The organism is Pyxidicoccus xibeiensis, from assembly GCF_024198175.1.
GTDB classification, from domain to species: domain Bacteria; phylum Myxococcota; class Myxococcia; order Myxococcales; family Myxococcaceae; genus Myxococcus; species Myxococcus xibeiensis.
In genome coordinates this window covers 428764-454212 of record NZ_JAJVKV010000004.1, presented here as the reverse complement: position 1 = coordinate 454212, position 25449 = coordinate 428764, and the positions used below count along the sequence as shown (strand labels likewise).

General features: G+C 71.5%; 20 protein-coding genes. 10 read left to right on the top strand and 10 right to left on the bottom strand.

What is annotated here, in order from left to right; all coding sequences use genetic code 11:
- The first annotated feature begins 104 nt into the window (after nucleotides 1–104).
- From LXT23_RS19715 to larC, 10 genes are all read left to right on the top strand, one after another.
- Nucleotides 105–734 (top strand): class I SAM-dependent methyltransferase, encoded by a 630-nt coding sequence (locus LXT23_RS19715; RefSeq protein ID WP_253981750.1) that lies wholly within the window; start codon nucleotides 105–107, stop codon nucleotides 732–734.
- Between the two features lie 85 nt (nucleotides 735–819).
- Complete coding sequence (thiL, locus tag LXT23_RS19710; RefSeq protein WP_253981749.1) at nucleotides 820–1752, top strand: thiamine-phosphate kinase; 933 nt, start codon at nucleotides 820–822, stop codon at nucleotides 1750–1752.
- A 71-nt stretch (nucleotides 1753–1823) separates the two neighbouring features.
- Entirely contained in the window at nucleotides 1824–3206 is a 1383-nt protein-coding gene (locus LXT23_RS19705) for a methyl-accepting chemotaxis protein (RefSeq protein WP_253981748.1), read from the top strand.
- The gene (locus LXT23_RS19700) at nucleotides 3203–3781 is read left to right on the top strand and encodes an MmcQ/YjbR family DNA-binding protein (protein WP_253981747.1); all 579 of its coding nucleotides are present in this window, start codon (nucleotides 3203–3205) and stop codon (nucleotides 3779–3781) included. Before LXT23_RS19705 ends, LXT23_RS19700 begins: the two co-directional genes overlap by 4 nt.
- 50 nt (nucleotides 3782–3831) lie before the next feature.
- Nucleotides 3832–4254, top strand: coding sequence for a chemotaxis protein CheW (locus LXT23_RS19695; RefSeq protein WP_253981746.1), 423 nt, complete (start codon nucleotides 3832–3834; stop codon nucleotides 4252–4254).
- 70 nt (nucleotides 4255–4324) lie between these two features.
- On the top strand, nucleotides 4325–4693 hold the full coding sequence (locus LXT23_RS19690) for a response regulator (protein ID WP_253981745.1): 369 nt from the start codon (nucleotides 4325–4327) through the stop codon (nucleotides 4691–4693).
- Nucleotides 4694–4743: 50 nt separating this feature from the next.
- A complete protein-coding gene (locus tag LXT23_RS19685; RefSeq protein WP_253981744.1) occupies nucleotides 4744–7365 on the top strand; it encodes a chemotaxis protein CheW in 2622 nt (873 codons plus the stop codon).
- Nucleotides 7362–7970, top strand: a complete 609-nt coding sequence (locus tag LXT23_RS19680) for a chemotaxis protein CheC (RefSeq protein WP_253981743.1) — start codon at nucleotides 7362–7364, stop codon at nucleotides 7968–7970. Before LXT23_RS19685 ends, LXT23_RS19680 begins: the two co-directional genes overlap by 4 nt.
- 25 nt (nucleotides 7971–7995) lie before the next feature.
- On the top strand, nucleotides 7996–8748 hold the full coding sequence (gene larB / locus LXT23_RS19675; protein ID WP_253981742.1) for a nickel pincer cofactor biosynthesis protein LarB: 753 nt from the start codon (nucleotides 7996–7998) through the stop codon (nucleotides 8746–8748).
- A gap of 5 nt (nucleotides 8749–8753) precedes the next feature.
- Nucleotides 8754–9926 carry a nickel pincer cofactor biosynthesis protein LarC gene (gene larC / locus LXT23_RS19670; protein ID WP_253981741.1) on the top strand — a complete coding sequence of 391 codons (1173 nt, stop codon included), beginning with the start codon at nucleotides 8754–8756 and terminating at the stop codon, nucleotides 9924–9926.
- Nucleotides 9927–9930: 4 nt separating this feature from the next.
- Here the strand turns inward: larC and LXT23_RS19665 are convergent, their stop codons facing one another.
- The 10 genes from LXT23_RS19665 to LXT23_RS19620 all read right to left on the bottom strand — a co-directional run bounded on the left by LXT23_RS19665 (nucleotide 9931) and on the right by LXT23_RS19620 (nucleotide 25423).
- Nucleotides 9931–10617, bottom strand: a complete 687-nt coding sequence (locus LXT23_RS19665; protein WP_253981740.1) for a hypothetical protein — start codon at nucleotides 10615–10617, stop codon at nucleotides 9931–9933.
- Entirely contained in the window at nucleotides 10614–12182 is a 1569-nt protein-coding gene (locus LXT23_RS19660) for an AAA family ATPase (RefSeq protein WP_253981739.1), read from the bottom strand. Before LXT23_RS19660 ends, LXT23_RS19665 begins: the two co-directional genes overlap by 4 nt.
- 178 nt (nucleotides 12183–12360) lie before the next feature.
- The gene (locus tag LXT23_RS19655; protein ID WP_256560954.1) at nucleotides 12361–13377 is read right to left on the bottom strand and encodes a Gfo/Idh/MocA family oxidoreductase; all 1017 of its coding nucleotides are present in this window, start codon (nucleotides 13375–13377) and stop codon (nucleotides 12361–12363) included.
- A 27-nt stretch (nucleotides 13378–13404) separates the two neighbouring features.
- Entirely contained in the window at nucleotides 13405–13902 is a 498-nt protein-coding gene (locus tag LXT23_RS19650; RefSeq protein WP_253981738.1) for a hypothetical protein, read from the bottom strand.
- A gap of 182 nt (nucleotides 13903–14084) precedes the next feature.
- Complete coding sequence (locus LXT23_RS19645; protein WP_253981737.1) at nucleotides 14085–15473, bottom strand: ATP-binding protein; 1389 nt, start codon at nucleotides 15471–15473, stop codon at nucleotides 14085–14087.
- A gap of 94 nt (nucleotides 15474–15567) precedes the next feature.
- Nucleotides 15568–17295, bottom strand: coding sequence for a DUF6311 domain-containing protein (locus LXT23_RS19640; RefSeq protein WP_253981736.1), 1728 nt, complete (start codon nucleotides 17293–17295; stop codon nucleotides 15568–15570).
- Nucleotides 17296–17435: 140 nt separating this feature from the next.
- Nucleotides 17436–19460 carry a DUF7151 family protein gene (locus LXT23_RS19635; RefSeq protein WP_253981735.1) on the bottom strand — a complete coding sequence of 675 codons (2025 nt, stop codon included), beginning with the start codon at nucleotides 19458–19460 and terminating at the stop codon, nucleotides 17436–17438.
- 38 nt (nucleotides 19461–19498) lie between these two features.
- On the bottom strand, nucleotides 19499–21385 hold the full coding sequence (locus tag LXT23_RS19630; RefSeq protein ID WP_253981734.1) for a DUF7151 family protein: 1887 nt from the start codon (nucleotides 21383–21385) through the stop codon (nucleotides 19499–19501).
- A 65-nt stretch (nucleotides 21386–21450) separates the two neighbouring features.
- Nucleotides 21451–23484: a DUF7151 family protein gene (locus LXT23_RS19625; protein WP_253981733.1), complete on the bottom strand. Its 2034-nt coding sequence runs from the start codon at nucleotides 23482–23484 to the stop codon at nucleotides 21451–21453.
- Between the two features lie 55 nt (nucleotides 23485–23539).
- Nucleotides 23540–25423 carry a DUF7151 family protein gene (locus LXT23_RS19620; RefSeq protein ID WP_253981732.1) on the bottom strand — a complete coding sequence of 628 codons (1884 nt, stop codon included), beginning with the start codon at nucleotides 25421–25423 and terminating at the stop codon, nucleotides 23540–23542.
- Nucleotides 25424–25449 lie beyond the last annotated feature (26 nt).

Below are 25449 nucleotides of genomic sequence, written 5' to 3'. Positions count from 1 at the left end.
GGACGGGCGCACGCAGCCCTGGCCCTCCATCACGACCTTCCGGGAGAAAAACCGCTTCTTGATGCTTGTCGTCCCTGGTGCGTGCAGGCAAGACAGTGGTTGCAATGTCCGCGAATCCCAAGGCGTATGACCAGCGCTACACCGCGTACCAGCTGCAACGCAGCTTGCTGCGCAAGTGGGTGCGTGGGTTCTACCTGCGCTCCGCCGCGGCCCTGGTGGAGGGGCCGACCATCGACTTCGGCTGTGGTGTGGGTGAGTTCCTGGCCCGACTGCCGGCGGGGTCCGTGGGGTTGGAAATCAACCAGGCCTCCGTCGACCACTGCCGCGGCCAGGGGCTGGACGTCCTGTTCTACGACGCGAGCACCGACGACTGGTCCCTGTCGCAGCTCGTCGAGTCGGGCCGTCGCTTCAAGTCCATTGCCATCAGCCACGTCCTCGAGCACCTCGACGAGCCGGTCAGGTCCCTCAACTCGCTCCTGAAGGCCGCGGAGCGGCTCGGCATCGAGCGGGCGCTCGTCATCGTGCCGGGGCGCAAGGGCTTCGCGTCCGACGCCACCCACCGCACGTTCGTGGACCTCCAGATGCTGTCGGCCCCCGAAGCCGTGGCGGGAACGCGCTTCGAGCTGACGTCGCGGCACCACTTCCCGCTCGACGTGGAGTCCCTGGGTGGCGTCTTCACCCATCACGAGCTGCGCGTCGTCTTCGCTCGCGCGCCCCAGGGGCCTGGCCGGTGAGCCTGGCATCCCGTGAGGGGCGGGGCCACATCCTCGAGCGGCTTCTCGTTGCCCCCGGGCACCGGCTGGTCTTTCCTGCCAGCCGATGCCCGGTGAGTTCGACTTCATCCGCCGCTTCCTGAGCCACTTCCCGCGGGCCCGCGTGCCCGTGGGGCCCGGGGACGACTGCGCCGTGCTCGCCCCGCAGCGCGGCGCGCTGTGCGTCACCACCGATGCCGTGGTGGAGGACGTCCACTTCACCCGCGCCGCCTTCTCGCCCGAGGACATCGGCCACAAGGCCCTGGCGGTGAACCTCTCCGACCTCGCCTCCATGGGCGCCACGCCGCGCTGGTTCGTCTGCGCGCTCGCGCTGCCGAAGGACTTCCCTCCGCGCGAGCTGTCCGGCCTCGCGCGCGGCATGGCGGCGCTGGCCCGCGAGCACCGCATCGCCCTGGTGGGCGGCAACTTCACCTCCGCCCGCGAGCTGTCCGTCACCATCACCGCCACCGGCGAGCTGTCCCGCCCACCCCTCACCCGCGCGGGCGCACGGCCCGGAGACCTCCTCTACGTCTCCGGCACCCTCGGCGACGCGCGCCTGGGCCTGGCGCACCTGCGCTCGGGCCTGAAGCGCGGCCCCTCCGTGCGCCGCCAGCGCCGCCCCGAGCCTCGCGTGGCCCTGGGCCGGCTGGCCTCGCGCTTCGCCTCCGCGGCCATGGACGTCTCCGACGGGCTGGCCCAGGACCTGGGTCATCTGTGCGCCGCCTCCCGCGTGCGGGCCACGCTGGAGCTGGCCTCGCTGCCCATGACCTCCACCGTGCGCAGGCTGATCGGCCCCGAGGGCGCGCTGGCCGGGGGCGAGGACTACGAGCTGCTCCTGGCCGTCCCCCCGGGACGCAGCCGGGCATTCGAGCGCGCGTGCGCCAGGGCGCAACATGTCGTGACACGAATCGGTGCACTCTCAGAGGGAAAAGGGTGGGTGGCCCGGGACATGACAGGCCGCGTTCTCCCACCGCCTGCGGGGTTCGACCACTTCGGTTGACCCGCCGCCTGATTGATTCTGCCGCACAGCAAGGCTAAACCCGTCACGCTTCTCCTCCCCTGAAAGCCCCCGTGCGCCGTCCCCACCGCGACGACACATCCCCCGGACTCACCCCCCGCCGCGAGCCCATGCAGCGAGTGCTGCGCGTGGTCGACAGCCCTCGTGCCACGCGTGAGGTCTCCCTCCACCGGAAGATCCTCAACGGCTACGTCGTCCTCGGGCTGCTGCTCACGGTGTGGATGTTCACGTCGGACATCATCCTCCGGGAGCTGAGCCCCGGCCCCGCCCTGTGGAAGGACATCGTCCGCATCGGCGTCGCCATCTTCATCACCGGCGCGGCCGCCGCGCTGCTGCCGTCGCTGCTCGCGCGCGTCACCCGCGTGAAGGTGCTCAGCCGCTCCGCCTACGAAATCTCGCAGGGCGACCTGTCCAAGCCCGTGGCCGCCGAGGGCGGCAGCACCCGCGACGAAATCGACGAGCTGACCGGCGCCATCACCCGCATGCAGGAGAACCTGCGCGAGCTGGTGGGCAAGATCCAGGAGACGGCCAAGAGCGTCGCCGACACCGCCATCGACCTGCAGCGCTCCGCGGAGAACGTCAACGGCTCCACCGAGGAGGTGGGCTCGTCGATGAACAAGATTGCCGGCGGCGCCGAGGCGCAGTCGCAGCTGGTCTCCAAGGCGTCCAAGGTCATCACCGAGATGGCCGGCAGCATCCAGCGCACCACCGCCAGCGCCGAGGACGCCGCGAAGACGACCGCCGAGACGAGCGGCGCGGCGGAAGACGGCTCCAAGGCCGCGCGCCTGGCCGGCGACAAGGTGAAGAAGGTCTTCAACCGCATCGAGTCCGCCAGCCAGCAGGTGTTCGCCTTCGGCGAGAAGACGCAGGAAATCTCCAAGATTGTCGACGCGATTACCCAGGTGGCGCAGCAGACCAACCTGCTCGCGCTCAACGCCACCATCGAGGCGGCGCGCGCCGGTGAGTACGGCCGCGGCTTCGCGGTGGTCGCCGACGAGGTCCGCAAGCTGGCCGAGAGCGCGGGCCGCTCCGCCGAGCAGATTTCGAAGCTGGCGCGCGACATCTCAGGCCAGTCCACCTCCGTCGTGAGTGCCATGAAGGAAGGCATCGCGGAGCTGGCCGAGGGCCGCGAGGACCTGGGCAACATCGTCCGCTCCATGGGCGCCATCACCGAGACCATCCGCAAGGGCGCGGAGAAGGTGCACCTCATCTCCGACAGCACCCGCGAGCAGCTCAAGGGCAGCGAGGAGATGGTGAAGGCGATTGAGGAAATCAAGCTGGTGGCGCGCAACAACGCGTCCTCCACCGAGGCCATCCAGGCCGTCATCCAGGAGCAGACGGCCGCCGTGTCGCGCATGACGTCGCTGGCCAGCGAGCTGACCAACCTCTCCGTCGAGCTGCAGAGCGTCGTGCGAAGCTTCCGCCTGAGCCCATGACCTCCCTCCCTCCCCGTAGGCCCGACGCGAAGCTGCAGGCCGCCGAGCACCGGCTGCGCGAGGTGATGCTCTCCTTGCCCGAGGTCTCGGAGGAGTTTCCCTGGGGCCACCGCACCGCCAAGGTGAAGGGGAAGATGTTCGCCGTGCTGGTGCTCGAGGACGAGCGGCTGACCGTCACCACCAAGCTGCCCCAGTCCAACGAGGCGGCGCTGATGCTCCCCTTCGCCGAGCCCACCGGCTACGGGCTGGGCAAGAGCGGCTGGGTGACGTCCACCTTCAAGCCCGGGCAGGCCGTCCCCGTGGAGCTCCTGAGCCAGTGGATTCACGAGAGCTTCCGCGCCGTGGCCCCGCAGAAGGTGCTCAAGGCGCTCGACTCGGGCGCGCCCGGGGTGAAGAACGTGGTGGCGAAGAAGCCGGCTCCCCCAAAGCCGCCGGCGAAGAAGAAGGTCGTGGCGAAGCCGGCGGCGAAGAAGCCGGCGGCCCGGAAGGCGGCGGTGAAGAAGCCAGCCGCGGCCGCGAAGAAGGCGGCCACGACGCGACGTGGCACGGCGACGGCGTCCCGGGTGAAGCGGTAGTGGAAGGGCCGACATTCCGGCCATTTCAGAGCGGATAGAACCTTACTCCTGTGCGGCACGTCATCTTCCGGGTCGAGAAGGAGCGCTACGGACTGCCGCTATCGGCGGTGCGGGAGGTCGTCGTGCCTCCCGAGCGCTTCACCCGCGTGCCGCGTGCACCCCCGGCGATTACCGGGGTGATGAATCTTCGTGGCCGGGTGGTGACGGTGGTGGAGCTGCGGCAGCTGCTGAGCCTTCCCGAGGGCGCCACGCCTCCCGCGAGGGTGGTGCTGCTCGACAGGGGGCGGCGGGACCTGGGGCTGCTGGTGACGGATGTGGACGGTATCGAAGCGGTGGAGCGAGTCAGCGCGGCACCCGGGAAGCTGACCCCGGCCATCCGGGGAGTCGCCCGGCTGGGAGGTCTGGGGGTAACCGTCCTGGACCCCGAGGGGTTGGATGCCGCGGTGGTTGCCTTGTTCACCCATTCCAAGTGAGTAGCCCCCTGGAAAGCGCGGATGCTAGTGTCCGCGCTCCTCTAGGTGATTCGGAGGCGGAGTTCTTCACATGGCTAAGCGGGTCCTGGTCGTCGATGACGCCATCTTCATGCGCAACATGATCAAGGACATCTTTGCGTCTGGAGGGTTCGAGGTCGTCGGCGAGGCCGCCAACGGCCTGGAGGCTGTCGAGAAGTACAAGGAGCTCAAGCCCGACCTCACCACGATGGACATCGTGATGCCGTTCAAGAGCGGCATCGAGGCCACCCGGGAAATCATCAAGGCCGACAGCAGCGCCGTGGTCATCATGTGCTCGGCGCTCGGTCAGGAGAGCCTGGTGATGGAGGCCATCGAGGCGGGAGCCTCCGACTTCATCGTCAAGCCGTTCCGGGCGGAAGATGTGCTGGCGGTCGTCAAGAAGGTGCTGGGCGAGTCTTGAGCCGGTACGCCTCACGGCGGCCGCTCTTCTCGTCCTGATGGGGCCGGGCCATGACCATGGACATGTCCCGCTACCTGGGCCTCTTCATCTCGGAGGCCAGTGAGCACCTGGAGGCGCTCGGGCGCGACCTCGTGCAGCTCGAGCGCGAGAGCTCCGCCGGGGTGGTGGATTCCATGTTCCGCCACGCCCACTCGGTGAAGGGCATGGCGTCGTCCATGGGCTTCGAGCCCATCGCCATCCTCGCCCACCGCGTGGAGGACCTGGTGGATGCCGTCCGGCAGGACCGCGGGCGCCTGGACCGGGACGTGGTGGACCTGCTGCTCACCGCCGCGGACACCATGCTCGCGCAGGTGCGCGCCGTGGCGGAGAACAAGCCGCCGGATGACGCCGCGTCGCTGCTCGCGCAGCTCGGCGCCCGTGTCACCTCCATGACGGGCCAGGCCCTGGCGGCCACCCGCGTCGCCAAGGTCACCGCCCTCATCAAGCCCCAGGAGGGTGAGCTGGGGGGCTCGGCGTCGGGCTCGGAGGGCACCGGCACCGGGGGCTCGGCGTCGGGCTCGGGGGGCAGCGGCACCTCGGCCTCGCAGGGTGGCTCGGCTTCGGGCGCTGGCGGCTCGGTTTCTGGTGGGTCGGGTTCGGGGACTGGCGGCTCGGGTGCGGGCTCGGGTGGCCCGGGTTCGGGGACTGGCGGAACGGCCTCGGGCTCGGGTGGAACCGGGTTTCCTGCTTCTGGCACCGGGGGCTCCGGTGGGACGGAGCGAGAAGCCGGGGCGGCCGGAGGAGGGGTCTCCCCGGCGCATTCCGGTGGAATGAACGTTCCTTCCGGGGCGGCCGGAGGAGGGGTCTCCCTGGCGCATCCCGGTGGAATGAACGTTCCTTCCGCGGAGGGCGGCGACCCGGGTGCCTCGTCACGGCTGGCGTCCTCCGGCGCGGCCCACGCTCAGGGCGTCGTCGGCGTGGCCGGTGCCTCCGTGGATGTGGCGTCCCTGGGTGCGCCCCTGCCTCCCGACCTGCTCTCCGTTCCGGGCCCTGCTTCCGGTTCGCTCGCACCGCCCGGGGTCTCTTCGGGAGCGGCGACCGTCGTGGCCGCGGCGCTGGGGCTGCCCGTCTCTCCGAGCGAGCTCGCGAACGGACTGAAGGCGTCCGCGGGCGCGCCGGTGGCGGAAGCGGCGCCCGACAACCGCCTCGTCACGCAGCGCTGGGCCGTGCGCCTGCGCATCGCCCCCACCTGCCAGGTGCCCGGCGTGCGCGCGTTCCTGGTGCACAAGCGGCTCACCAACCTGGGCACGCTGGTGGACCTGCGGCCCGCGCTGGAGGAGCTGAAGGCCGGCCGCATCCCCGACGGCTACATCCAGCTGGAGCTGGAGACCTCCGCCGGCGAGGCGGGCATCCACGCGTCGCTGAAGAACGTGGCCGAGGTGGACGTCGTTTCCGTCAAGCCCGCGGTGGCCGCACCGGCCCCGGTGCCCGTGGTGCCGCCGGTGGCGGAGGGCGCCCGTGCCAGCGCGGATTCCACGTCCCGCACGGTGCGCGTGCGCACGGAGCTGCTCGACTACTTCCTGGACACCGTGGGTGAGCTGATGCTCGCCACGGCCCGCCTGCGCGAGGTGGGCAAGGTGCTGCCGGAGAACACCCGCCCCGCGCTGGAGGAGGGCGTCTACCGGCTGCACACGCTGGTGAAGGACCTGCACGACAAGGTGATGACGGCGCGCATGACGCCGCTGTCGCTCATCACCGACCGGCTCCCCCGTGCCGCGCGAGACATCGCCCGCCGCAAGGAGCGCGAGGTCGACCTGGTCATCACCGGCGCGGAAATCGAGCTGGACCGGGCCATCCTCGACGAGCTGGCGGACCCGCTGCTGCACCTGCTGCGCAACTGCATCGACCACGGCCTGGAGTCCCCCGAGGAGCGCGTCGCCGCGAAGAAGGGCCCGCGCGGGCGCGTGCTGGTGGCCGTGAAGCGCGCCAGGGACCGCGTCATCGTCGAAATCGAGGACGACGGCCGGGGCATGGACCCGGTGAAGCTGAAGGCCGCTTCCGTGGCGCGGGGGCTGCTGTCGACGGAGGCCGCCGCGCGCATGACGGACCGCGAGGCCTTCATGCTGTCCTGCCTGCCCGGCGTGTCCACCGCCAAGGACATCACCGACATCTCCGGCCGCGGCGTCGGCATGGACGCGGTGAAGCGCGTGGTGGAGAACGTCGGCGGCACCGTCGAAATCGACAGCGAGAAGGGCCGGGGCACCCGCTTCACGCTGCGCCTGCCGCTGACGGTGGCGGTGGTGCACCTGCTGCTGGTGGAGGTGGGAGAGGAGGTCTTCGGCCTGCCCATCGCCAAGGTGGTGGGTGCGACGGAGGCGGACGGCGACATGCTCAGCCGCAGCCGGGAGACGGCGCTGCTGCCCCATGGCAACTCGCTGCTGCCGGTACACTCGCTGGACTCGCTGGTGGGAGTCCCGGCGCCGGCGCGGCAGGGGGCCCGGCCCTTCGTGGTGATGGACGCGGACGCGGGGCGGGTGGCGCTGGCGGTGGACCGGCTGCTGGGCCAGGAAGAGGTGGTGCTCAAGCCGCTGTCCCGTCCGCTGGACTTGCTGCCCGGCCTGTCCGGGGTCACCATCCTCGGGAGTGGCCGCCCGGTCTTCATCCTGGACGTGCCGAGGTTACTGTCCGCGTGAGCCTCTCCCTCCCCAGCGACGCGCAGCTCGATGCCCTGCGCGAGGTGGCGAACATCGGCTGCGGCCACGCGGCCAATGCGCTCTCCCGGTTGATGGGCGGGCGGAAGGTGGACCTCTCCGTCCCCCGCGTGCTGCTGACGGCCCAGGCGGATGCCGCCGCGCTGCTCGGCGGGGACGCGCCCGTGGTGGCCGCGTGGCTGGGCATCCGGGGCGAGCTGAAGGGCGTCATGCTGACGGTGCTGCCGCACGCGGACTCCCTCGCGCTGGAGGCGCTGCTGCTGGGCAGCCCGTCCGCCCCGCTGGAGGAGCGTGACAGCGTGGTGGCGGAGGTCGCCAACATCGTCGCCAGCGCGTGCCTGTCCGCCCTGGGCCGGCTCACCGGCTGGAAGCTGATGCCCACGGTGCCCACGCTGCGCAGGACGTCCGCCCGGGACGTGGTGGACTCGGCGCTGGAGCAGGTGCCGGGCGCCCAGGGCGACACGAGCCGCCTGGTGGTGCTGGAGGCCCGCTTCCAGACGGCCTCCGCGCCCCCGGTGGGCGGGCAGCTGCTGCTGGTGCTGGAGCGGGACAGCTCCCGGGCCCTGCTGGCGCGGCTGGGCGTGTAGCCCGTTTCGCGGTAGACGGGCGCCCATGGACGAGAAGGCGCTGAAGCAGCTGCTCGCGGGCGTGAAGTCGGGCCGTGTCTCGGTGGACTCCGCCGTGGGCAAGCTGAAGGATTTGCCCTACGCGGAGCTGGGCTACGCAACGCTCGACACGCACCGCAACCTGCGCTTCGGCTTCCCGGAGGTGGTGCTGGGAGAGCCGAAGACGGTGGAGCAGCTGCTGGGCATCGTCGGCGCGCTGGTGGAGCGCAAGCAGACGGTGCTGGTGACGCGGCTGCAGCCGGACAAGGCGGAGGCGCTGGTGGCGCGCTTCCCCAAGGGCGAGTACCACCCGGTGGCGCGCATCTTCCACCTGAAGCAGGGCAAGGTGCGCGCGGGCCGTGTGGCCATCGTCACCGCGGGCACCAGCGACATCCCCGTGGCGGAGGAGGCGGCGCTCACCGCCCAGGCCATGGGCGCGGAGGTGCGGCGCGTCTATGACGTGGGCGTGGCCGGCATCCACCGGCTGCTGCGGCGGCGCGAGGAAATCCAGGAGTGCCATGTCGCCGTGGTGGTGGCGGGCATGGAGGGCGCGCTGGCGAGCGCGCTGGGCGGGCTGGTGGGCATCCCCGTGGTGGCGGTGCCCACGTCCGTGGGCTACGGCGCCAACTTCAAGGGCGTGTCCGCGCTGCTGGCCATGGTGAACTCGTGCGCCTCCAACGTGGCCACGGTGAACATCGACAACGGCTTCGGCGGCGGCTTCTACGCGGCGCTGATTTCCCGGACGAAGGGACGGCGGTGACGGCCATGCGACGCATCCTCTACCTGGAGCCGGTGGGTGGCATCGCCGGGGACATGTTCCTGGCGGCGGGCATCGACCTGGGGCTGTCGCCCGCGGACCTGGAGCGGGCGCTGGGCGGCCTGCGCGTGCCGGGCTGGAAGCTGGCGGTGCAGCGCGCGGTGCGCCACGCCATCAGCGGCACGCACCTGGACGTGGTGCTGGATGCGCGCGAGGCGCACCCGCACCGGGCGTACTCGGACATCCAGCGGCTCATCGGCGAGGCGGACACGCTGCCGCCCCGCGCGAAGGAGCGGGCGCTGAAGGTGTTCCGCGCCATCGGCGAGGCCGAGGCGAAGGTGCACGGCGTCTCCCTCGAGGACATCCACTTCCACGAGGTGGGGGCGGTGGACTCCATCGTCGACATCTGCGGCGCGGCGGTGGTGCTGGAGCTGCTGGGCAACCCGGAGGTGTACGCGGCGCCGCCCCCGCTGGGCAGCGGCACCATCCGCGTGGCCCACGGCGCCATGCCCATCCCCGTGCCGGCCACGCTGGAACTGCTGCGCGACGTGCCCGTGCGCTTCGAGGGCGTGGGCGAGCTGACGACGCCCACCGGCGCGGCGCTGCTCAAGGTGCTCGCGCACATCGGCCACCCTCCCGACTTCATCGTGGAGAAGGTGGGCTATGGCGTGGGGACGAAGGACTTCCGCGACAGGCCCAACGTGCTGCGCGCGTCGCTGGGGCGGCTGGAGTCCGAGCGGACCGAGGGCCTGTGGGTGGTGGAGGCCAACCTGGATGACGCCACGCCGCAGCTCCTGGGGTACCTGCTGGAGCGGCTGCTCGCGGTGGGCGCGCTGGACGCGTGGGTGGCGCCGGTGGTGATGAAGAAGAGCCGCCCCGGGCACCTGCTGAGCGCGGTGACGGAGGGCGGCAAGCGCGAGGTGGTGGTGGACACGGTGCTGCGCGAGTCCACCACGCTGGGCGTGCGCTACCACCGCGTGGAGCGCCAGGCGCTGGAGCGCGACTGGGTGGAGGTGGAGACGCCGTGGGGGAAGGTCCGCGTGAAGCGGGGCCTGCGCGGCGGCGCCGTGCTCAACGCCCACCCGGAGTTCGAGGACTGCCGCCGGGTGGCGGAGGCCGCGGGCGTGCCCGTGAAGCAGGTCATGGCCGCGGCGGTGGCAGCGCTCGGCCGGGTGGGCTGAGGCTTCAGCGCCGGCGGGACTTCGCGGGCATGAAGAGCGCGAGGAGGACGATGCCCAGCAGGACTCCGGCGAACGGCACCCGCCCTTCGCCATAGCGACACATCCCCACCGGCACGGCGACGACGGTCGCCAGCGTCAGCCACCGCACGCGCGCGTCGGGGATGAGGGACAGCAGCGCGGTGCCCACCGTCGAGTGCTGGGAGAAGGCGCGAATCCAGCGGTGGGGCCGCTCCGCCTCGCGCAGCTGCTCGAGCTGGCGCGCGTACCGCTCCGCGTCCGCCATCCGCTCCGCCTCGTCCAGGCGCAGCTTCTCGTCGACCGTGTCGCGCGCCTGGAGCAGGCCCGGCCCGTGCTCCTGCCAGCGCCGCTCGTCGTACTCGCGCTGCTGGGGCGTCTCCAGGTCCGCGCCGCACACCACGCACGTGGTGACGAAGCGGCCGTTCTCGGACTCGCACCGCATGCAGCGGGGAAAGCGCAGCGACGCGTCCGGCGCCTGGGCGAGCACGAGGGGCTCGTGGCCCCGGAAGCGCTCCAGGTGCGTCTCGGGGATGGCGGCCTCCTGGGGCGCCTCGCCGCGCTCCACCGGGGCCTCGAAGCGGCCGCTGCTCTGCAGGCGGGAAGTGGCCTCCGCCTCCGGGCGCTCGGCGCGGGGGCGCTCCAGGTGGAGGAAGCGGGAGAGCTTGGAGGTCATCGCGGCCTCTCGGGGTGCGCCACGGCAGACGCCGGGCGCGTGCGGCCCCGGGCCCACTCCCGCAGCCGGCCAATCTCGTCCGACATCGTCACCGACAGGGGGAAGGTGTCCCGGATGGCGCGCACCAGGTGCTGCTGCGCGAGCTCGCCGCCCTCGCCAAAGGCCTCGTACAGCCCGGCCACCACCGCCTGCTCAATCTCCGCGCCGCTGAAGCCCTCGCTGAGCTTCGCCAGCTCCTCCAGGTCGAAGCTCGCGGGCTCGCGCTTCCGGCGCTGCACGTGGATGCGGAAGATGTCCTGGCGCTCGGCGGCTTCCGGCAGGTCGATGAAGAAGATTTCGTCGAAGCGTCCCTTGCGGAGGACTTCGGGAGGCAGCCCGTCGATGCGGTTGGCGGTGGCCACCACGAACACCGGCGCCGTCTTCTCCTGCAGCCAGGTGAGCAGCGTGCCGAACACGCGCGCCGACACGCCGCTGTCCGCGGTGCTGGAGGACGCCACGCCCGACAGGCCCTTCTCGATTTCGTCCACCCACAGCACCACGGGCGCCACGCTCTCCGCCACGCGGATGGCCTTGCGCAGGTTCTCCTCGGAGGAGCCAATCAGCCCGCTGAAGATGCGCCCCATGTCCAGCCGCAGCAGGGGCAGGTTCCAGTGCGCGGAGACGGCCTTCGCGGTGAGGCTCTTCCCGCAGCCCTGCACGCCCAGCAGCAGCAGCCCGCGCGGCTCCGGCAGGCCGAACTGGCGGGCCCGCTCCCCGAAGGCGGCGGTGCGCATGTCCAGCCAGGACTTGAGGTTGTTGAGCCCACCCACGTCGCGCAGGCTCTGCTCGGGCGGGTAGTACTCCAAGAGCCCGCTCTTGCGAATCACCTGGCGCTTCTCGTCCTGGATGCGCTTGATGTCCTCGGGCCCCAGCTTCCCGTCCGCGGCGATGGCCTTGGCGAAGGCGTTCTCCGCCTCCGACAGCGTCAGCCCGAGCGCCGCCTTGATGAGCTGGTCGGCATGCTCGCGCGACAGCTCGATGGTGGCCTTGTTGTTCCTGCGCACCAGCGCGACGATTTCCTTCAGCAGCGCCAGCAGGTCGTTGTACCCAGGCATGGGCACGTCGACGACGGAGACCTCCTTCTCCAGCTCGACGGGAATGCTGAGCGAGGGCGACAGGAGGATGACGGTGGTGAAGGTGCTCTTGAGGAAGTGCGCCAGCTCGCGCAGCGCCCGCACCACGCCCTTGTCCTCCAGGTAGGGGTGGAAGTCCTTGAGCACCACCAGCGCGGGCTCGCCCAGCTTCTCGATGGCGGCCATCGCCGCCGCGGGGTTCTGCGTGTCCTCGGGAAGCGGCGCGGTGCGCGAGCTGCCCACATTGCGCAGGCCCCGGGTGACGGACCAGTGGAAGAGCGCCTTGCCGTGCGCGCGCGCCAGCTCCGCGAGGACGGCGTCCACCCGGTGCTCCTCCCAGGACACGAGGTAGAGGAGCGGGTAGCGGGCGCGGACGAGGATGTCGAGCTCCGCCAGCCAGGGCTCGGTGACACGGGAGGCGCGGGCCGCGGGGCTGGAGGGAGGGGACGACATGTTCGAGGCACTTCCCCGATGCCGGACGCCAGCATCGCTCGACGTCGCGGGGGGCTCCGTCAGGGGCTATCTCGCAACGAATGGGGGGTGGGATGCAAGGTGGGCGGCCCCCTGGATAAGGACGCGGCCGCCGGGCCGAAAGCGCAAGGGCGCTGGACGGGCAGGGGGGCTCGACGCGTCACGTCCCGGCGCGCGGCTCCAGGCGGAAGCGGCGGCCCTCCTCCTCGGAGGACATGGCCGCGGCGAGGACCTCCTGCACGAGGGCCCCGTCCTCCAGCGTGGCCAGCCCGTCGCGCGGCGCCCCCTGCAGCAGGCCGAGGAAGCGGCGCGCGCCCTCCACATGGGCCTGCGCCCAGGGCTCCCGCTCGCCGGGGAGCGGCTCCAGGCCGGGGGCGAGGTCCTTCCACTCGGAGTGCTCGTAGCCGCGCACCGGGGACAGGCACCAGCCCTCACGCGAGGGCACATAGCCGCCGGTGAAGCCCGCCTCCCACCCGCGCCCGAGCAGCGTCCACCCGCCGTGGATTCCCGGCTCCGGACTGGGGGCATGGGTGAGCACCAGCACCGCGCCGGAGGCCAGGCCCACGTGCAGCGCGGCCGTGTGCACGGGCCGGCCCGTCAGCGAGGCCTGCACCCAGACGGGCCTGGCGCCCACGAGCCACAGCGCCGCGTCGAGGACGTGGGAGATGCCGCCGAAGTCCCCCGAGGCGCCGAGCAGCGGGCCGGAGCCGTCTCCCTCCACGGTGAGGAAGCCGTTGCGCACGGTGAGGGCGAGGTGGCGCACCGGCCGCTCCGCGAGCCAGGCCTTCAGCGCGCGCAGCGGAGGCAGCATGCGGTAGGGGAAGTTCACCGCGGCGGGGCGCATGCCCACACGGCCCCGGGTGTGGGCGAGCAGGGCCCTCGCGTCCCCGGCGGTGCGGCACAGGGGCTTCTCGCACAGCACCGCGCGGCCGGCGTCCAGCGCCGTCTCCACGTGGGCCCGGTGGAGCGCGTCCGGCGAGGCCACCACCACCGCGTCCACGGCGGCGCACAGCTCGCGCACGTCCGTGGTGGCCAGGGGGATGCCCTCGCGGGCCGCCACCGCGCGCGTGTTGTCCAGGCCGTGCCCGCACAGGGCCGTCACCTCCGCGCCCGCCGCGCGGAAGGCCCCCACGTGCATGAGGCCCCACTTCGTCCCGATGACTCCGATGCGCACCATGGGGCGAGAGCCTGCCAGAGCGCCCGGCTACATCCACTTCAACGAGAAGCGTTGCGCGCCGCCCCGGGTCGTCACCTTCGCCTCGGTGACAATCTTCCCGAAGCCCATGAGCAGCCCCCGGAAGGTGCCGAGCAGCAGCGCGGGGGGCAGGCGCGAGTGGCTCTCCAGCTCCGCCGCCAGGGGCATGAAGGCCACCGTGCGCGTGGAGTCCGCCGCCGGCAAGTCCCTCACCATGGCGCGCAGCAGCGCGTCGAAGTCGCCGAACACCTTCTCCACCGAGTCGAAGCCCAGCGCCCGCGCCAGCGGCAGCGTGCGCATCGCCGAGCGCTGGGCGATGGCCTCCACCGCCCGGTCCCCCAGCGCCGCGTGGAGCTCGCCCGTCATGCGGACGTAGTCCTCCCATGCGTACCAGGTGTCGTCGCGCATGCCGTTGATGTGCAGCTGGTGCTGGGGGAAGCGCGACGAGGCCGCCGTCATCGAGCCGAGGATGGCCTTGAACCAGGCGCCCTGGATTTCACCGGACATTCGAGGCTCCTCCTCGGAGGGTTCCCGCCAGTCCACGCCTCCGTGCCCGCGAGGACCATCCGACCCCGGGCCGGAAGTGAAGCGGGTGACGCTCCGGCCCCGCCCGCACGGCGCTTTCGTCGCGGGGTGGATGCTGCGCGCGTGCGAAGCCGGACATCGGAGCGCCTGTCACGACTTGCAGGCTACACCGGAAGCCGCACCTGCACACGGGTGCCACCCGGCTCGGACAGGACGCGGAGCTCGCCGCCATGCCGCTCGACGATGCGGCGGCACACGTCCAGCCCCAGGCCCGCCGCCCCGGGCTTCGTGCTGAAGTAGGGCTCGAAGATGCGCGGCATCAAGTCCCTGGGGATGCCCGGCCCGTCGTCCGCCACCTCCACCACCACGCGCCCGGGCTCGGTGAAGGTGCGCAGCTTCAGCGTCCCGCCGCGCTCGCCCAGCGCCTCCAGCGCGTTGAGCACCAGCTGCGTCCACACCTCCTCCAGCGGGCCGCCCTCCGCCTTCAGGCGTGGAAGGCCCCGGTCATACAGGCGCTCCACGGTGAGGCGGTCGCCGGCCAGCCGGTGGTTCAGCACCGACAGCGCGCTCTCCAGGCCGTCGTGCAGGTCCACCTCCCGGGGAGGCATCGGGTCCAGGAAGCTGTAGGCCTTCATCGCCTCCACCAGCGTGGCGACGCGCGCCGTGCCGCGCTCCACCTCGGCCAGCAGCACGTCGCCGCTCACCGCGGCCACCAGCCACGCCAGCACGTCCGCTAGCAGCACCGGGCCCACCCGCGTCGCCACCGACTCCAGCCACGCCACGTCCAGGCCCGAGGCCGCGAGGGCCGGCGCCGTCTCCCACGCGTCCGCCACGCCGCGCGACTCCAGCCAGGAGCCCAGGGCCTCCTCGCGCTCCATGCGCGCCACCGGCCCCAGCGGCGGGGCCGCCGCGCCGCGCGTCGCCGCCTCGCGGGGGAGGGCCAGCAGGGCGCCCCGCTGCGCCGGGGACAGCCCGTGCTCGCCCAGCGCCATGGCCCGCGCCGACACCGTGCGCAGCGTCTCCCTCAGCCGCGCCGCGCCCCGCCGGGCCGCCGAGGAGGGGCTGTCCAGCTCGGCCCCCAGGCTGGAGGCGAGCTGGCCCGCGGACAGCAGCTCGGGCTGCTGCCGGGAGCTCGTCTCCTGCGGCTGCGAGCGCTCCGAGGCCAGCTCCATCAGCCCGCGCATCAGCGCCGGCGCCACGCGCAGCAGCTCCCAGAAGGTGGACGGCTCCAGCCGGAACAGCCGCACGTCCGTCACCGCCCAGCCCGTGGTGGGGTGGGGCGAGTTCAGGAAGAGGATGAGCTCACCGAAGAGGTCGCCCGCCTTCAGGCTGGTGACGGGCACCTCCTGCGCGCCCACGCGGCGCGTCCACTGGGTGTCCCCCTCCAGGATGACGGACAGCCCGTCCGCCGGGTCTCCCTGCGCGGCGATGCGCGTGCCCGCCTTGAACTGGAGCTGCCGGCCATGGCCCGCCATCCAGTCGAGCTGCCCGTCGGTGAGCCGGGAGAACAGCGGCACCCGGCGCAGCGCTGTGACGATGTCCTCGCGACCCATACGTACCGATGCTGCCTTTCCCTGGGAGGGTGTCCATCTCCTGGCTTCGTGGGTTCTACCCGCTCGGGACGCGGCACGCCCGGCCGCCTGCCCGCTATCGCAGCGGCTGGCGCTCCAGCGCCCGGGCAAACGCGTCCGTCCGGTGCCCCGCCACGCACACCGGCAGCCCCTCCACCACGCCGCAGCGGGCCTGCTCGCGCAGGAAGGCGGGGACGTGCTCGGGCACCACCACATAGACGGTGTCCGCGTCCACCCCGCCGGGGCGCAGCGGGGCGTGGCAGTCCCGCGCCAGCTCCGGTGGCGTGCGGGAGGCATAGCCGCTGTTGAAGGTGAGCCCCAGCCGGTACGCCACGTAGCCCAGCGCGTTCACCAGCGGCTCGTCGTAGCGGCAGAGCCACTGCACCTGCGGCGGGAAGAGGGCCACGTGCTGGTAGGCGCCCTTCAGCTCGGCCCACTCGGCGGCCTGGAGGCGGCGGAAGCCCCCGGTGCGCTGCAGCTGGCTGCGGTCCGCGCGCCAGTCATACGCCTGCACCGCCACCGCCAGCACCAGGGCGGCGGTGCCCACCCAGGGCCGCTCGCGCCACTGCCGCAGCCACAGCAGCACGGCGCCGCCCACCAGCAGGTAGCACAGCGGCCACACGAAGCGCCCCGACGAGCGGAAGGCCGACGTCAGCCGGGAGAAGGGCTCGTACAGCGCCCCCAGGTCCGCCACCTGCCGTCCCGTCCACGTCACGCGCCAGGACAGCGCGTAGAAGGCCATCAGCAGCACCACCACCGCCAGCGGCGCCACGCGGCGCCAGGGCAGGGCGCGCAGCGCGCGGAAGCGGAACGGCGCGCAGGCCCCGGTGAGCGCCAGCAGCAGCAGCGCGCCGAGGCCCAGGAAGCCGAAGCCCTCGCCCTGGCGCGGGGCCGCGGGGAGGGACGGCACGAGCTTCGACCAGCCCATGGGGTTGAAGAGCGTGGCCAGGTCCGCGGAGAAGTCGCCGAAGCCCTCCGCGCCCAGCCCGCTGCCGCCGAAGTAGCCGAAGAGGGCGAAGACGCCCACGTCCAGCGCCACCACGCCCAGCGCGGCCAGCGCCGCCATTGCCCAGCCCAGCACCCGGCCCAGCGCCAGGCGCACGGCCAGCGCCAGGGCGAGCGGCGCGAGCATGGCCACGAGGTACGGGTGCGTGCTCGCGCCCACCGCGTTGAGGAGGGCGGCCAGGGCCAGGCTCCTCCGCGCCGCGTGGGCGTCCGGGGTGTCACGCAGGTGGAGCCACAGCAGGGCCACGATGGGCCAGTGCGCCACCAGCGTCGGGTGGCCGAAGCGCGCCGCCATGGGCGGAGTCAGCGCCAGCAGCACGCCGCCCAGCACCTGGTGCACCGGGCGCGGGGACACCACCGCCACCAGCTTCGCGCCGAAGTACCCCATCAGCACGAAGCACAGCGCCAGCCACGCACCGGTGTACTGGAAGTCCGCGGGCAAGAGCGCGTCGAAGGGCTTGAGCAGCACCGCCACCAGCGGGTTGCCGTCCGTGAGCGCCACGGAGGTGCCGTAGGGGTAGAGCTGGTTGGGCGAGGACGACAGCGGCAGGCCCCAGGGGGCGTTGCGGTAGAAGAGCCAGCCGAAGATGTGGCCCGCCCAGTCCTCGCGCATCATCCAGTCGATGCGCGTGGGCGGCAGCACGTTGCCGCCGCCCAGCCAGAGGAACCAGCCCAGTCCGCCCAGCGCGGCCACCCAGGGCGCCAGCCGGCTCACGCGAGAGGACGCGGGCACCGGCGCGGGGGACGTGGACGAGGTGGGCTCCATCAGCGCCGGCGCGTGCCCCGGCAGGGGCCGCACTGTAGGGGCTTGCTTCCGGCACGGGCAAGCACCGTCCGGGGGCGCCCGGTCAGGGGCCGCGGCGTGAGCGCGGAGGACTGCTCGCGCTCCGCCTCGCGCCGGCGGTCCGTGCCCCGCGCCGTCCCGCTCGTCCGTGCGGCCTACTGCGCACAGGGGCTGTCCGCATTGCCCTGGATGACGCGCGCCTCGGCCGTGCCGGCGTATACGTCCTCCGCGAGCGACACGGCCAGGCAGGTGGGCAGCTTCGGGTTGCCCGTCACCTCGAAGCGCGTGCTCACATGTGCCAGCCTCGCCAGCTCCAGCCGGGTCAGCTCGGGGTTGTGCCGCACGGTCAGCTCCCTCAGCTCGCGCAGGGTGCGCAGGGCACCCAGCCCCGTCAGGGCGCCGTTGCGCACCACCCGCAGGTGCTCCAGCATCGGTATCTGGTCGAAGCCGGACAGGTCGGCCAGGAGCGCGTTGTCGGAGAGCGTCAGGCCCCCGCCCACGCTCTGCAGGACGGGAAGCTCCGCCACGCCCAGCAGCTTCGGGTTGGAGGTGATGGAGACATGCCCGACCACCTCATTCAGGGAATTCGACGACACCGTCTCCAGCGAGGCGTTCCCGTGGAGGGTGAGGGCGCCCACGCTGCGCAGCGAGGACGACCCGATGGCCTCCAGGCTGTCGTTGTCCGACACCTCGAGGACGCCGCCGACGGTCCGCAGCAACCACCAGCCGAAGGTGGTCTCCAGCGTGTCGTTGCCGCGGAGGACGTAGTCTCCGCCGACGTTCTCCAAATGGCGGAGGTCTTCGATGGAGGTGAGCGCATCGTTGTCGATGACCTCCACGCTTCCGCCCACCGACGCCAGGCTGCTCAACGGCAGCTCCCGCAGGAGGGGGTTGGCCTGGATGCTCACGGAGCCCGCGAGCGCCTCGACATACGGGAAGCGCGGCGCATCCACGAGCGCCGCGTTGTGGCCGATGTGGAGGCCGCGCCGCGGGGCCACGGCGGTCAGTCCGGCCAGCGTCGTGAGCTGGGGGTTGCCGCCCACGTGCAGGTCCATACCCACCTTGACCGGCCACTCCGGCTCGGGACCGGGTGGGCCGATGACCAGCGTGACGAGCCCCTCGCTGTCCGCCACGTGCAGCCCCCCTCCCACGTAGCGCAGGCCCGGCAGCTCCACCCGTGTCAGCGCCGGGTTGTGGTTGATGTCCAGGTCGCCCTCCACGAAGGTCAGTCCCGGGAGCACCACCTCCGTGACGCTCCCCCAGATGATCTTGAGCGCACCCCGGATATGGGAGACGGCTCGCAGCGCAGCGAGGTCCGCCGCGCTGCGCACCTCGTAATCCCCCTCGTAGGCCGCCGTCTCGTAGCACACGTACAGGGTGTCCTGGACCTCGGAGTCCTCGAGCGTCCCATCCTCGTTCGAGTCCTGTCCCAGCTCCACCCCGGCGCCCCCCCTGGGGCAGCGCGCGCCCTCCGGCTCCGGCCGCTGGCGCACCCGGGCCCGGGAGGGCAGCACGCAGAGTCGCACGGAGGTCCGCAGCTCCTCGCGGTCGAGCACCCCATCCCGGTCCATGTCCACACCCGCCTCGACGAGGGTGCTCTCCATCGCGCACACGAAGGGAGGCTCCGTCAGGGGCCGCACCTGCGCGAGCACCGGCTCTGGCTCCGTGCAGCCGTACACCTCTCGGGTAATCTCCCCGTCCTCCAGGAGGCCGTCACCGTCCAGGTCCCGCCCGGCGTGGGAGACGTGCCCGCCGTGGGGGCACCGCTCCCCGGGAGGCACCTGCTGCGTGCGTACCAGCACGTCGGGCGTGGCCGTGGCGCAGATGTACTCGGTGCGGCGAACCTCCTCGTCGTCGAGCTGGCCGTCCGCGTCCAGGTCCAGGCCGGTCCGCACGGCGTGCCCGCCGTGCTCGCAGTTCAGCCCCGCGGGCTCTGGCTGCTGGTGCATCAGCGACGTGGTGCACACGTACGTCGTGTCCGTGACTTCGGCGCTGCCGAGCACGCCGTCGTCATCGCCGTCCAGGCCGGACAGCACCGCCTGGCCGCCATGCGGGCAGCGCTCCCCGGGTGGCTCCGGGACGATGCGCGTGAGCGCCTCGTGTTGCCTCACGAGGTCCTCCAGCTTGATGCCATCGCAGCCTGCCACCAGTGCGAGCACCGCCAGCCACGTCCAGCGCATCGTGCAGTTCCTCCTGTGAAGGCCGTCCGCCCCACTCCTCAGTTGCCGCATGTGGCACCGTCGTCGTTGTCCCGGATGCGCAGCAGGGCCGGTTGGCCCGTGTACACGGCCGCCGCGAGCGACGTGGCCAGGCACGTGGGCAGCTTCGGGTTGAGGATGACCTGGAACTCGTCTCTCACCCGCTCCAGCCTGCCCAGGCCGAAGCTCGCGAGCTCCGGGTTCTCGAACAAGCTCAGGCTCCCCACCTCGCGCAGGTGTGTCAGGCCCGCCAGGCTCGTCAGGGCTCCATTGCGCTGCACGGACAGGATGGCGAGGTCTGTCACCTTCGCGAGTCCCGACACCTCCGCCAGCAGCGGGTTGTCGTGCAGGCGCACCTGGGAGACGGACTGGAGGCTGCCCAGGTTGCGCAAGCCGAGCAGCTTCGGGTTGTAGCGGACGTCGAGCTCGACGTGGATGCTCCGCAGGTTGGGCAGGTCTCCCGCCCACTCCAGCTCGGCATTGGAGATGATGCCAAGTCCACGCACGTGGCCGAGCGCCACCAGTCCCTCGGTGGAGCGCAGTGCGTCGTTGCCTGAGACACTGAGCGGGCCGGCGACGACCTCCAGCTTCTCCAGCCCGGACAGGTCCTGGAGCGCATCGTTATCAGAGACATGGAAGCCCATGCCGATGAACCACAGGCCCGTCCCCCTGAGGGATTGCAGGCTGTCGTTGTCTTCGATTTGCACGGAGCCGCCCACCCGCTGGAGGTTGGGGAAGGGAAGGGACGTCACCGCGTCGTTGTTCAGCACGATGAGCGTGTCACCGAGGGCTTCGACGCCCTGGAGTCCCCCCTCTCCCAGGGTGTACGTCAGCACGGGGTTGTTCCTCAGGTAGACGCTGCGGCGAGGAGATGCCAACTTCAGCCCGTCCATGCTCTTCAGCAGGAGGTTGGACGTCACATCCAGGTCCTCCCCCACCCACACCCGCTCGTGCGAGGAACCGCCGAGCATCAGGGTTTCCAGCACGGGGTTGGAGGTCACCCTGAGGCTCGCCGCCACGAAGCGCAGGTCGGGCAGTTCCAGGCGCGTCAGCTTCTCGTTGCCCGCGATTGTCACCTCGCCTTCCACCACCGCGAGGCCCGGGACGACTGCCTCGGTCAACCCGGTGCGCAGGACGAAGAGGCTTCCGCGGATGCGGGAGATGCCCTGCAGCGCCGCCACGTCCGCCGCGCTCTGCACCATGTAGTGCCCCTGGTAGGTGTGCTGCAGCTGGCACACGTACACCCCCGCGGACACCTCCTCTTCGCCCAGCTCGCCATCCCCGTTCGCGTCCGCGCCCGCCACCACCTGCGTGCCTCCGGCGGGGCACCGCGCGCCCGCGGGCTCCGGGGAGAGTCGCGAGAGGACCTGGCGGGCTTCCGCGCACACCTCGAGGCGGGCCCGGGCTTCGCTGTCGTCCAGCGCGCCGTCCCCGTCCATGTCCGGCCCTGCCTCCACCACCGTCACCGCCATGGGGCACGCGGAGGCCGGGGGTCTTGGCACGCGCACGCGGGTGACCACCGGCTCCGGCTGCGTGCAGCCATACGCCTCGCGGGTGATTTCGCTGTCCTCCAGCGCGCCGTTGCCGTTGGTGTCGTTCCCCGCGCGGGAGACCTGGCCCCCCAGGGGGCACTGCTCCCCGGGAGGCACCGCCTGCACCCGCACCAGCACATGGGGAATGGGCGTGAGGCAGAGGAACTCGGTGCCCGTCACCTCGGCATCGTCGAGCGCGCCGTTGTCGTTGTGGTCCAGGCCCGTCAGCACCTCCTGTCCGCCATGAGGGCAGTGCTCCCCGGGCGGCTCCGAGGCAACGCGGGTGCGCGCCTCGGGCTGTCTCACGAGGTCCTCCAGCTTGATGTCATCGCAGCCTGTCACCAGTGCGAGCACCGCCATCCACATCCAACGCATGGCTCCGTCCTTCCGTGCGGGCCTCCACCCCAGGGCCCGCTTCGCCGATGTGGCCCGCTTGGGGGCTATGGCCCGCAGCCCGCCTGGTCGTTGTTGCGCTCGATGATGCGCTGGTCGGGGGGGCCGCTATAGACGCGGTCCGCGAGCGACACGGCCAGGCAGGTGGGCAGCCGCGTGTTGTCCCTGATGGAAAAGGACGTCGTCACGTCGGTCAGCGCGACCAGTCTCAGCGCGGTCAGCCGCGGGTTCTCGGCCACAGAGAGCATGTCCACCTCGCTCAGCAGCAGGAAGCCCTCCAGGTCCTGCAGCGCGGTGTTCCTCAACACGGTCAGCTCGCTCAGCCACCGCACCTTGCCGAAGCCGTGGACGCCCGTCAGCACCGGGTTGTCGATGAGCGCGACTTCCTTCACATACCGGAGCGACGGGAAGCGCTCGACCGTATGGAGCGACGGATTGTTGATGACCCGTATCTCTTTCAGCACGACCTCCAACCGGGCCATCGGGAGGACCTCCTGGAGCGCCGCGTTGCCGAGGATGTGGATGGAGCCCGCCTGCGTCAGCTCGGGCATCTCCCCCAGGTTCTCCAGCTTGGCGTTGGAAACGATTTCGAGTACCCCGCCCACCGTCCGGAGCGACTGGAGCGCCACCTTCAGGCTGACCACTTCCAAGGTGTCCTCGATGCTGAGGTCCTTCCCCACGTGCGAAAGCTGCGAGAGGCTGTCCAGCGACGTGAGCATGCGGGTGTTGCTGATGGTCAGCGACTCGCCCACCGAACGGAGGTTCGGCATCGGGAAGGTCCGCAGGGCGCCGTGCATGTGGACAGTCACACTGCCCCTGGGCTCGCGAACGTTCACCAGGTCGCCCGGCTCGACGAGGGCGGGGTTGAAGCTCAGCTCGACGCTTCCGCGAGGGGAGACGGCTGCCAGTCCCTCCAGCGACGTGAGCCGCGGGTTGACGCTGATGACCAGGTCGGTGCCAACCGGCACCTCCTCGCTCGGGTTCCCGCCCACGACCAGGGTTTCGAGCTGCGGGTTGTCGTTCACGGACAGCGCCTGGCCCACGAAGCGCACCCCCGGCAGCTCCACGCGCTTGAGGACCTGCGTCGAATCGATGCGCAGGCTGCCCTCGACCGCCACCAGCCCCGGCAGCACGAGCTCCGCCAGGGTGGGGCCGGTGATGGTCAGATGGCCCCGGATGCGGGAGACGGCTCGCAGCGCCACCAGGTCCGCCGGGCGGGTGACCGTGTAGTTGCCCTCGTATGTCAGCGTGGGCAGGCAGACATATGCGCGGGCGAGGAGCTCCGCCTCCTCCATGACTCCGTTCCCGTTGCTGTCCCTGCCCATGCCCACCAGGGTGCCGCCGGTCGGGCACGTCTCTGCCTCGGCCACGGCTCGCTGGAGCACGCCGGCCTGGTTGATGTGGATGCAGGCGGAGGCCTCGCCTCGCACCTCGCCGTCCTCCAGCTCGCCGTTGCGGTTGAGGTCCGGTCCCGCCTTCACGGTGGTGCCAGTGGTGTCGCAGCCCTCGAGGGCCACGCCCGAGCCCGTGCTCAGCCGCCACAGCACCGGGTCCACCTCCGTGCACCCGTGGGCCTCGCTGTCAATCTCGTCGTCTTCCAGGAGCAGGTTGCCGTTGTCGTCATTCCCGGCTTCGGAGACCTGTCCTCCCATGGGGCACTGCGTGCCGGGGGGCACCGGCCGCGTGCGCACGAGCACACCGGGCACCGAGGTGGCGCAGACATAGTCGGTGTGCGTCACCTCCCCGTCCTCGAGCGTGCCGCTGGAGTCCAGGTCCACGCCGGTCTGCACCGCCTGGCCGCCCTTCTCGCAGTGGCTGCCGGCCGGCTCCTCGCGACGGCGCGACAGCGCGCTGACGCAGAAGTACCGGGTCTGGGTCTCGTCCACCTCGAGGTCGTCGAGCTGGTCGTTGTCATTCTCGTCCAGGCCGCTCTCGAACTTGCGCCCCCCTTGGAGACAGTGCTCGCCGGCCGGCTCCAGGGCGTCACGCGTGAGCGAGCGGTGCTGCTTGAAGAGGTCCTTCGGCCCGATGCCGTCGCAGCCCGCCGCCAGCGCCAGAATGACCATCCACGTCCACCGCATCACTGTCTCTCTTCCTTGTTCCTGGAGGGCATGGCCTCGTGCGCCCCGCGCCTGCTCAGTCACAGGTCGCCGTGTCGTCGTTCCGGGAGATGTCGGGTGGTTGCCAGAACGTCTTCGCCGCGAGCGCGGTGGCCAGGCAGGTGGGAAGGCTCGGGTTCTCCACGATGGAGAAGGCGTCTTTGACCCGTGTCAGCTGGTTCATCCCCAGCGCTGACAGCTTCCCGTTGAAGCTCACCCGGAGCTCCCTCACCTCCCGGAGCTCGTCCATTCCAGCCAGCGTCAGCAGCGTGTCGTTGTCGTGGACCTGCAGGGAGCCCACGCTCCGGAGCCTGCGGAGTCCGTACAAGCTCCCGAGCGAGGGATTTCCGATGAGCACCACGCTGTTCGCGGCCTGGACGTTCATGAAGACATCCAGCGACCGCAGGCTCTCGTTGCCGCCGATGTAGAGCGCTCCGACCGAACGGAGGGGAAGGCTGACGCCGTAGATTTCGTCCAGGCTGGGATTGTCGACGATGGAGATGGCCCCCACGTACGTGAGGCTGCGCAGCCCCGGGCCCAGGCTCCTCAGCGAGGCGTTGGCCTGGATGTCGAGTGAGCCCTCGACGGACTTGAGCGTCCCCAGGCCCAGCTGGGTGGTCAGCCCCCCGTTGCGATGGATGACGAGGTCCCTGCCAATGGACTCCAGAGGTGGGCCCTCCAGGGAGGTGAGGGCACTGTTGTTGGTGATGGTGAGGGTGCCGCCCAGCCGCTTCAGGTTGACGAAGGGCGGGGCCTGCAGCTGCGGGTTGTCCAGGAGGGTGATGTCCCCTGGCAGCGCGTGCACGTAGCTGAACGCTCCGCCGACACGCAGCAGCGCATTGTCGATGATGTTGAGGCCGCGGCCCGGGACGACGGCGTCCAGGCCCGCCAGGGTGACGAGCCGGCCGTTGCGCGCCACCGTCAGGTCGCTGTCCAGCTTCACCGGCCCCCCTCTCGGGTCGCCCACGTGGAGCACCTGCAGGCTCGCGTTTCCGGTGATGTTCAGGTCCCCCGCCACGAAGCGCAGCTGGCGAAGGGACACGCCCGTCAGGTCCGGGTTGTCCTGGATGAAGATGCTGCCCTCCACCATCATCAGGTTCGGCAGCGACAGCTCCGAGAGCGACGTGGCGGCGACCTCGAGCGAGCCCCGGATGCGGGAGATGCCCTGGAGCGCCGCGAGGTCCGCCCCGTCCCTCACCGTGTACGTCCCGTCGAACGTCTTCAGGGGCCAGCACACCCACATGTCCCTGAGGATTTCGTCGCCATCCAGCACGCCGTCCAGGTTCAGGTCCTCACCCGCGAACACGCGGGTGCTCCCGGCCGGACAAATCGGGCTGGGGGTGGCTATCTCCAGTTGTCGGGTGAGGACCCCGGCGGGCTCCACGCAGATGAAGAGCAGTGCCTGGCGCTCCGAGTCCTCCAGCGTGCCATTGCGGTTGAGGTCCGCCCCGGCCTCCACCGCGGAGCCGCCCGCCTCGCAGGAGACCTCTTCCGGGAGGGCGGTGCGCACACGCGTCGTCACCGTCTCCGGCTCCGAGCAGCCATGGACCTCACGGAGGACCTCGGTGTCCTCCAGCATGTCGTTGCCGTTCAGGTCATGCCCGGCCTGGAAGCGCTGGCCTCCGTAGGGGCACGGCTCGCCCGGGAGCAGCTGCAGCACCCGCACCAGCATGCCGGGGATGGTCGAGTCGCAGACGTACTCGGTGGCCTCCGCCTCGGACTCGGCGAGCGTGCCGTCCCCGTCCAGGTCCGGGCCTGCCCGTACCTTCCGCCCGCCGAGGGGGCAGTTCAATCCCGCCGGCTCGCCGTCCTGCCGGATGAGTGTCTGGGGTGGCTTGAGGACCTGGCCCAGGTCAATGTCATCGCAGCCGGTGGCCACCACGAGCCCCACCAGCCAGATGTGTCCCCAGGTGCGTGCCATGGCCGGGTCTCCTTCGTGGGGCCGAG

Excerpts from the sequence above, each read along its gene's own strand:
- LXT23_RS19620 (WP_253981732.1), bottom strand. The coding sequence starts at position 25,423 with ATGGCACGCACCTGGGGACACATCTGGCTGGTGGGGCTCGTGGTGGCC.
- LXT23_RS19630 (WP_253981734.1), bottom strand. The coding sequence starts at position 21,385 with ATGCGTTGGATGTGGATGGCGGTGCTCGCACTGGTGACAGGCTGCGAT.
- LXT23_RS19655 (WP_256560954.1), bottom strand. The coding sequence starts at position 13,377 with ATGGTGCGCATCGGAGTCATCGGGACGAAGTGGGGCCTCATGCACGTG.
- LXT23_RS19690 (WP_253981745.1), top strand. The coding sequence starts at position 4,325 with ATGGCTAAGCGGGTCCTGGTCGTCGATGACGCCATCTTCATGCGCAAC.
- LXT23_RS19660 (WP_253981739.1), bottom strand. The coding sequence starts at position 12,182 with ATGTCGTCCCCTCCCTCCAGCCCCGCGGCCCGCGCCTCCCGTGTCACC.
- LXT23_RS19700 (WP_253981747.1), top strand. The coding sequence starts at position 3,203 with ATGACCTCCCTCCCTCCCCGTAGGCCCGACGCGAAGCTGCAGGCCGCC.
- LXT23_RS19650 (WP_253981738.1), bottom strand. The coding sequence starts at position 13,902 with ATGTCCGGTGAAATCCAGGGCGCCTGGTTCAAGGCCATCCTCGGCTCG.
- LXT23_RS19665 (WP_253981740.1), bottom strand. The coding sequence starts at position 10,617 with ATGACCTCCAAGCTCTCCCGCTTCCTCCACCTGGAGCGCCCCCGCGCC.
- LXT23_RS19645 (WP_253981737.1), bottom strand. The coding sequence starts at position 15,473 with ATGGGTCGCGAGGACATCGTCACAGCGCTGCGCCGGGTGCCGCTGTTC.
- larC (WP_253981741.1), top strand. The coding sequence starts at position 8,754 with ATGCGACGCATCCTCTACCTGGAGCCGGTGGGTGGCATCGCCGGGGAC.
- LXT23_RS19685 (WP_253981744.1), top strand. The coding sequence starts at position 4,744 with ATGACCATGGACATGTCCCGCTACCTGGGCCTCTTCATCTCGGAGGCC.
- LXT23_RS19625 (WP_253981733.1), bottom strand. The coding sequence starts at position 23,484 with ATGCGGTGGACGTGGATGGTCATTCTGGCGCTGGCGGCGGGCTGCGAC.
- LXT23_RS19715 (WP_253981750.1), top strand. The coding sequence starts at position 105 with ATGTCCGCGAATCCCAAGGCGTATGACCAGCGCTACACCGCGTACCAG.
- LXT23_RS19635 (WP_253981735.1), bottom strand. The coding sequence starts at position 19,460 with ATGCGCTGGACGTGGCTGGCGGTGCTCGCACTGGTGGCAGGCTGCGAT.
- larB (WP_253981742.1), top strand. The coding sequence starts at position 7,996 with ATGGACGAGAAGGCGCTGAAGCAGCTGCTCGCGGGCGTGAAGTCGGGC.
- thiL (WP_253981749.1), top strand. The coding sequence starts at position 820 with ATGCCCGGTGAGTTCGACTTCATCCGCCGCTTCCTGAGCCACTTCCCG.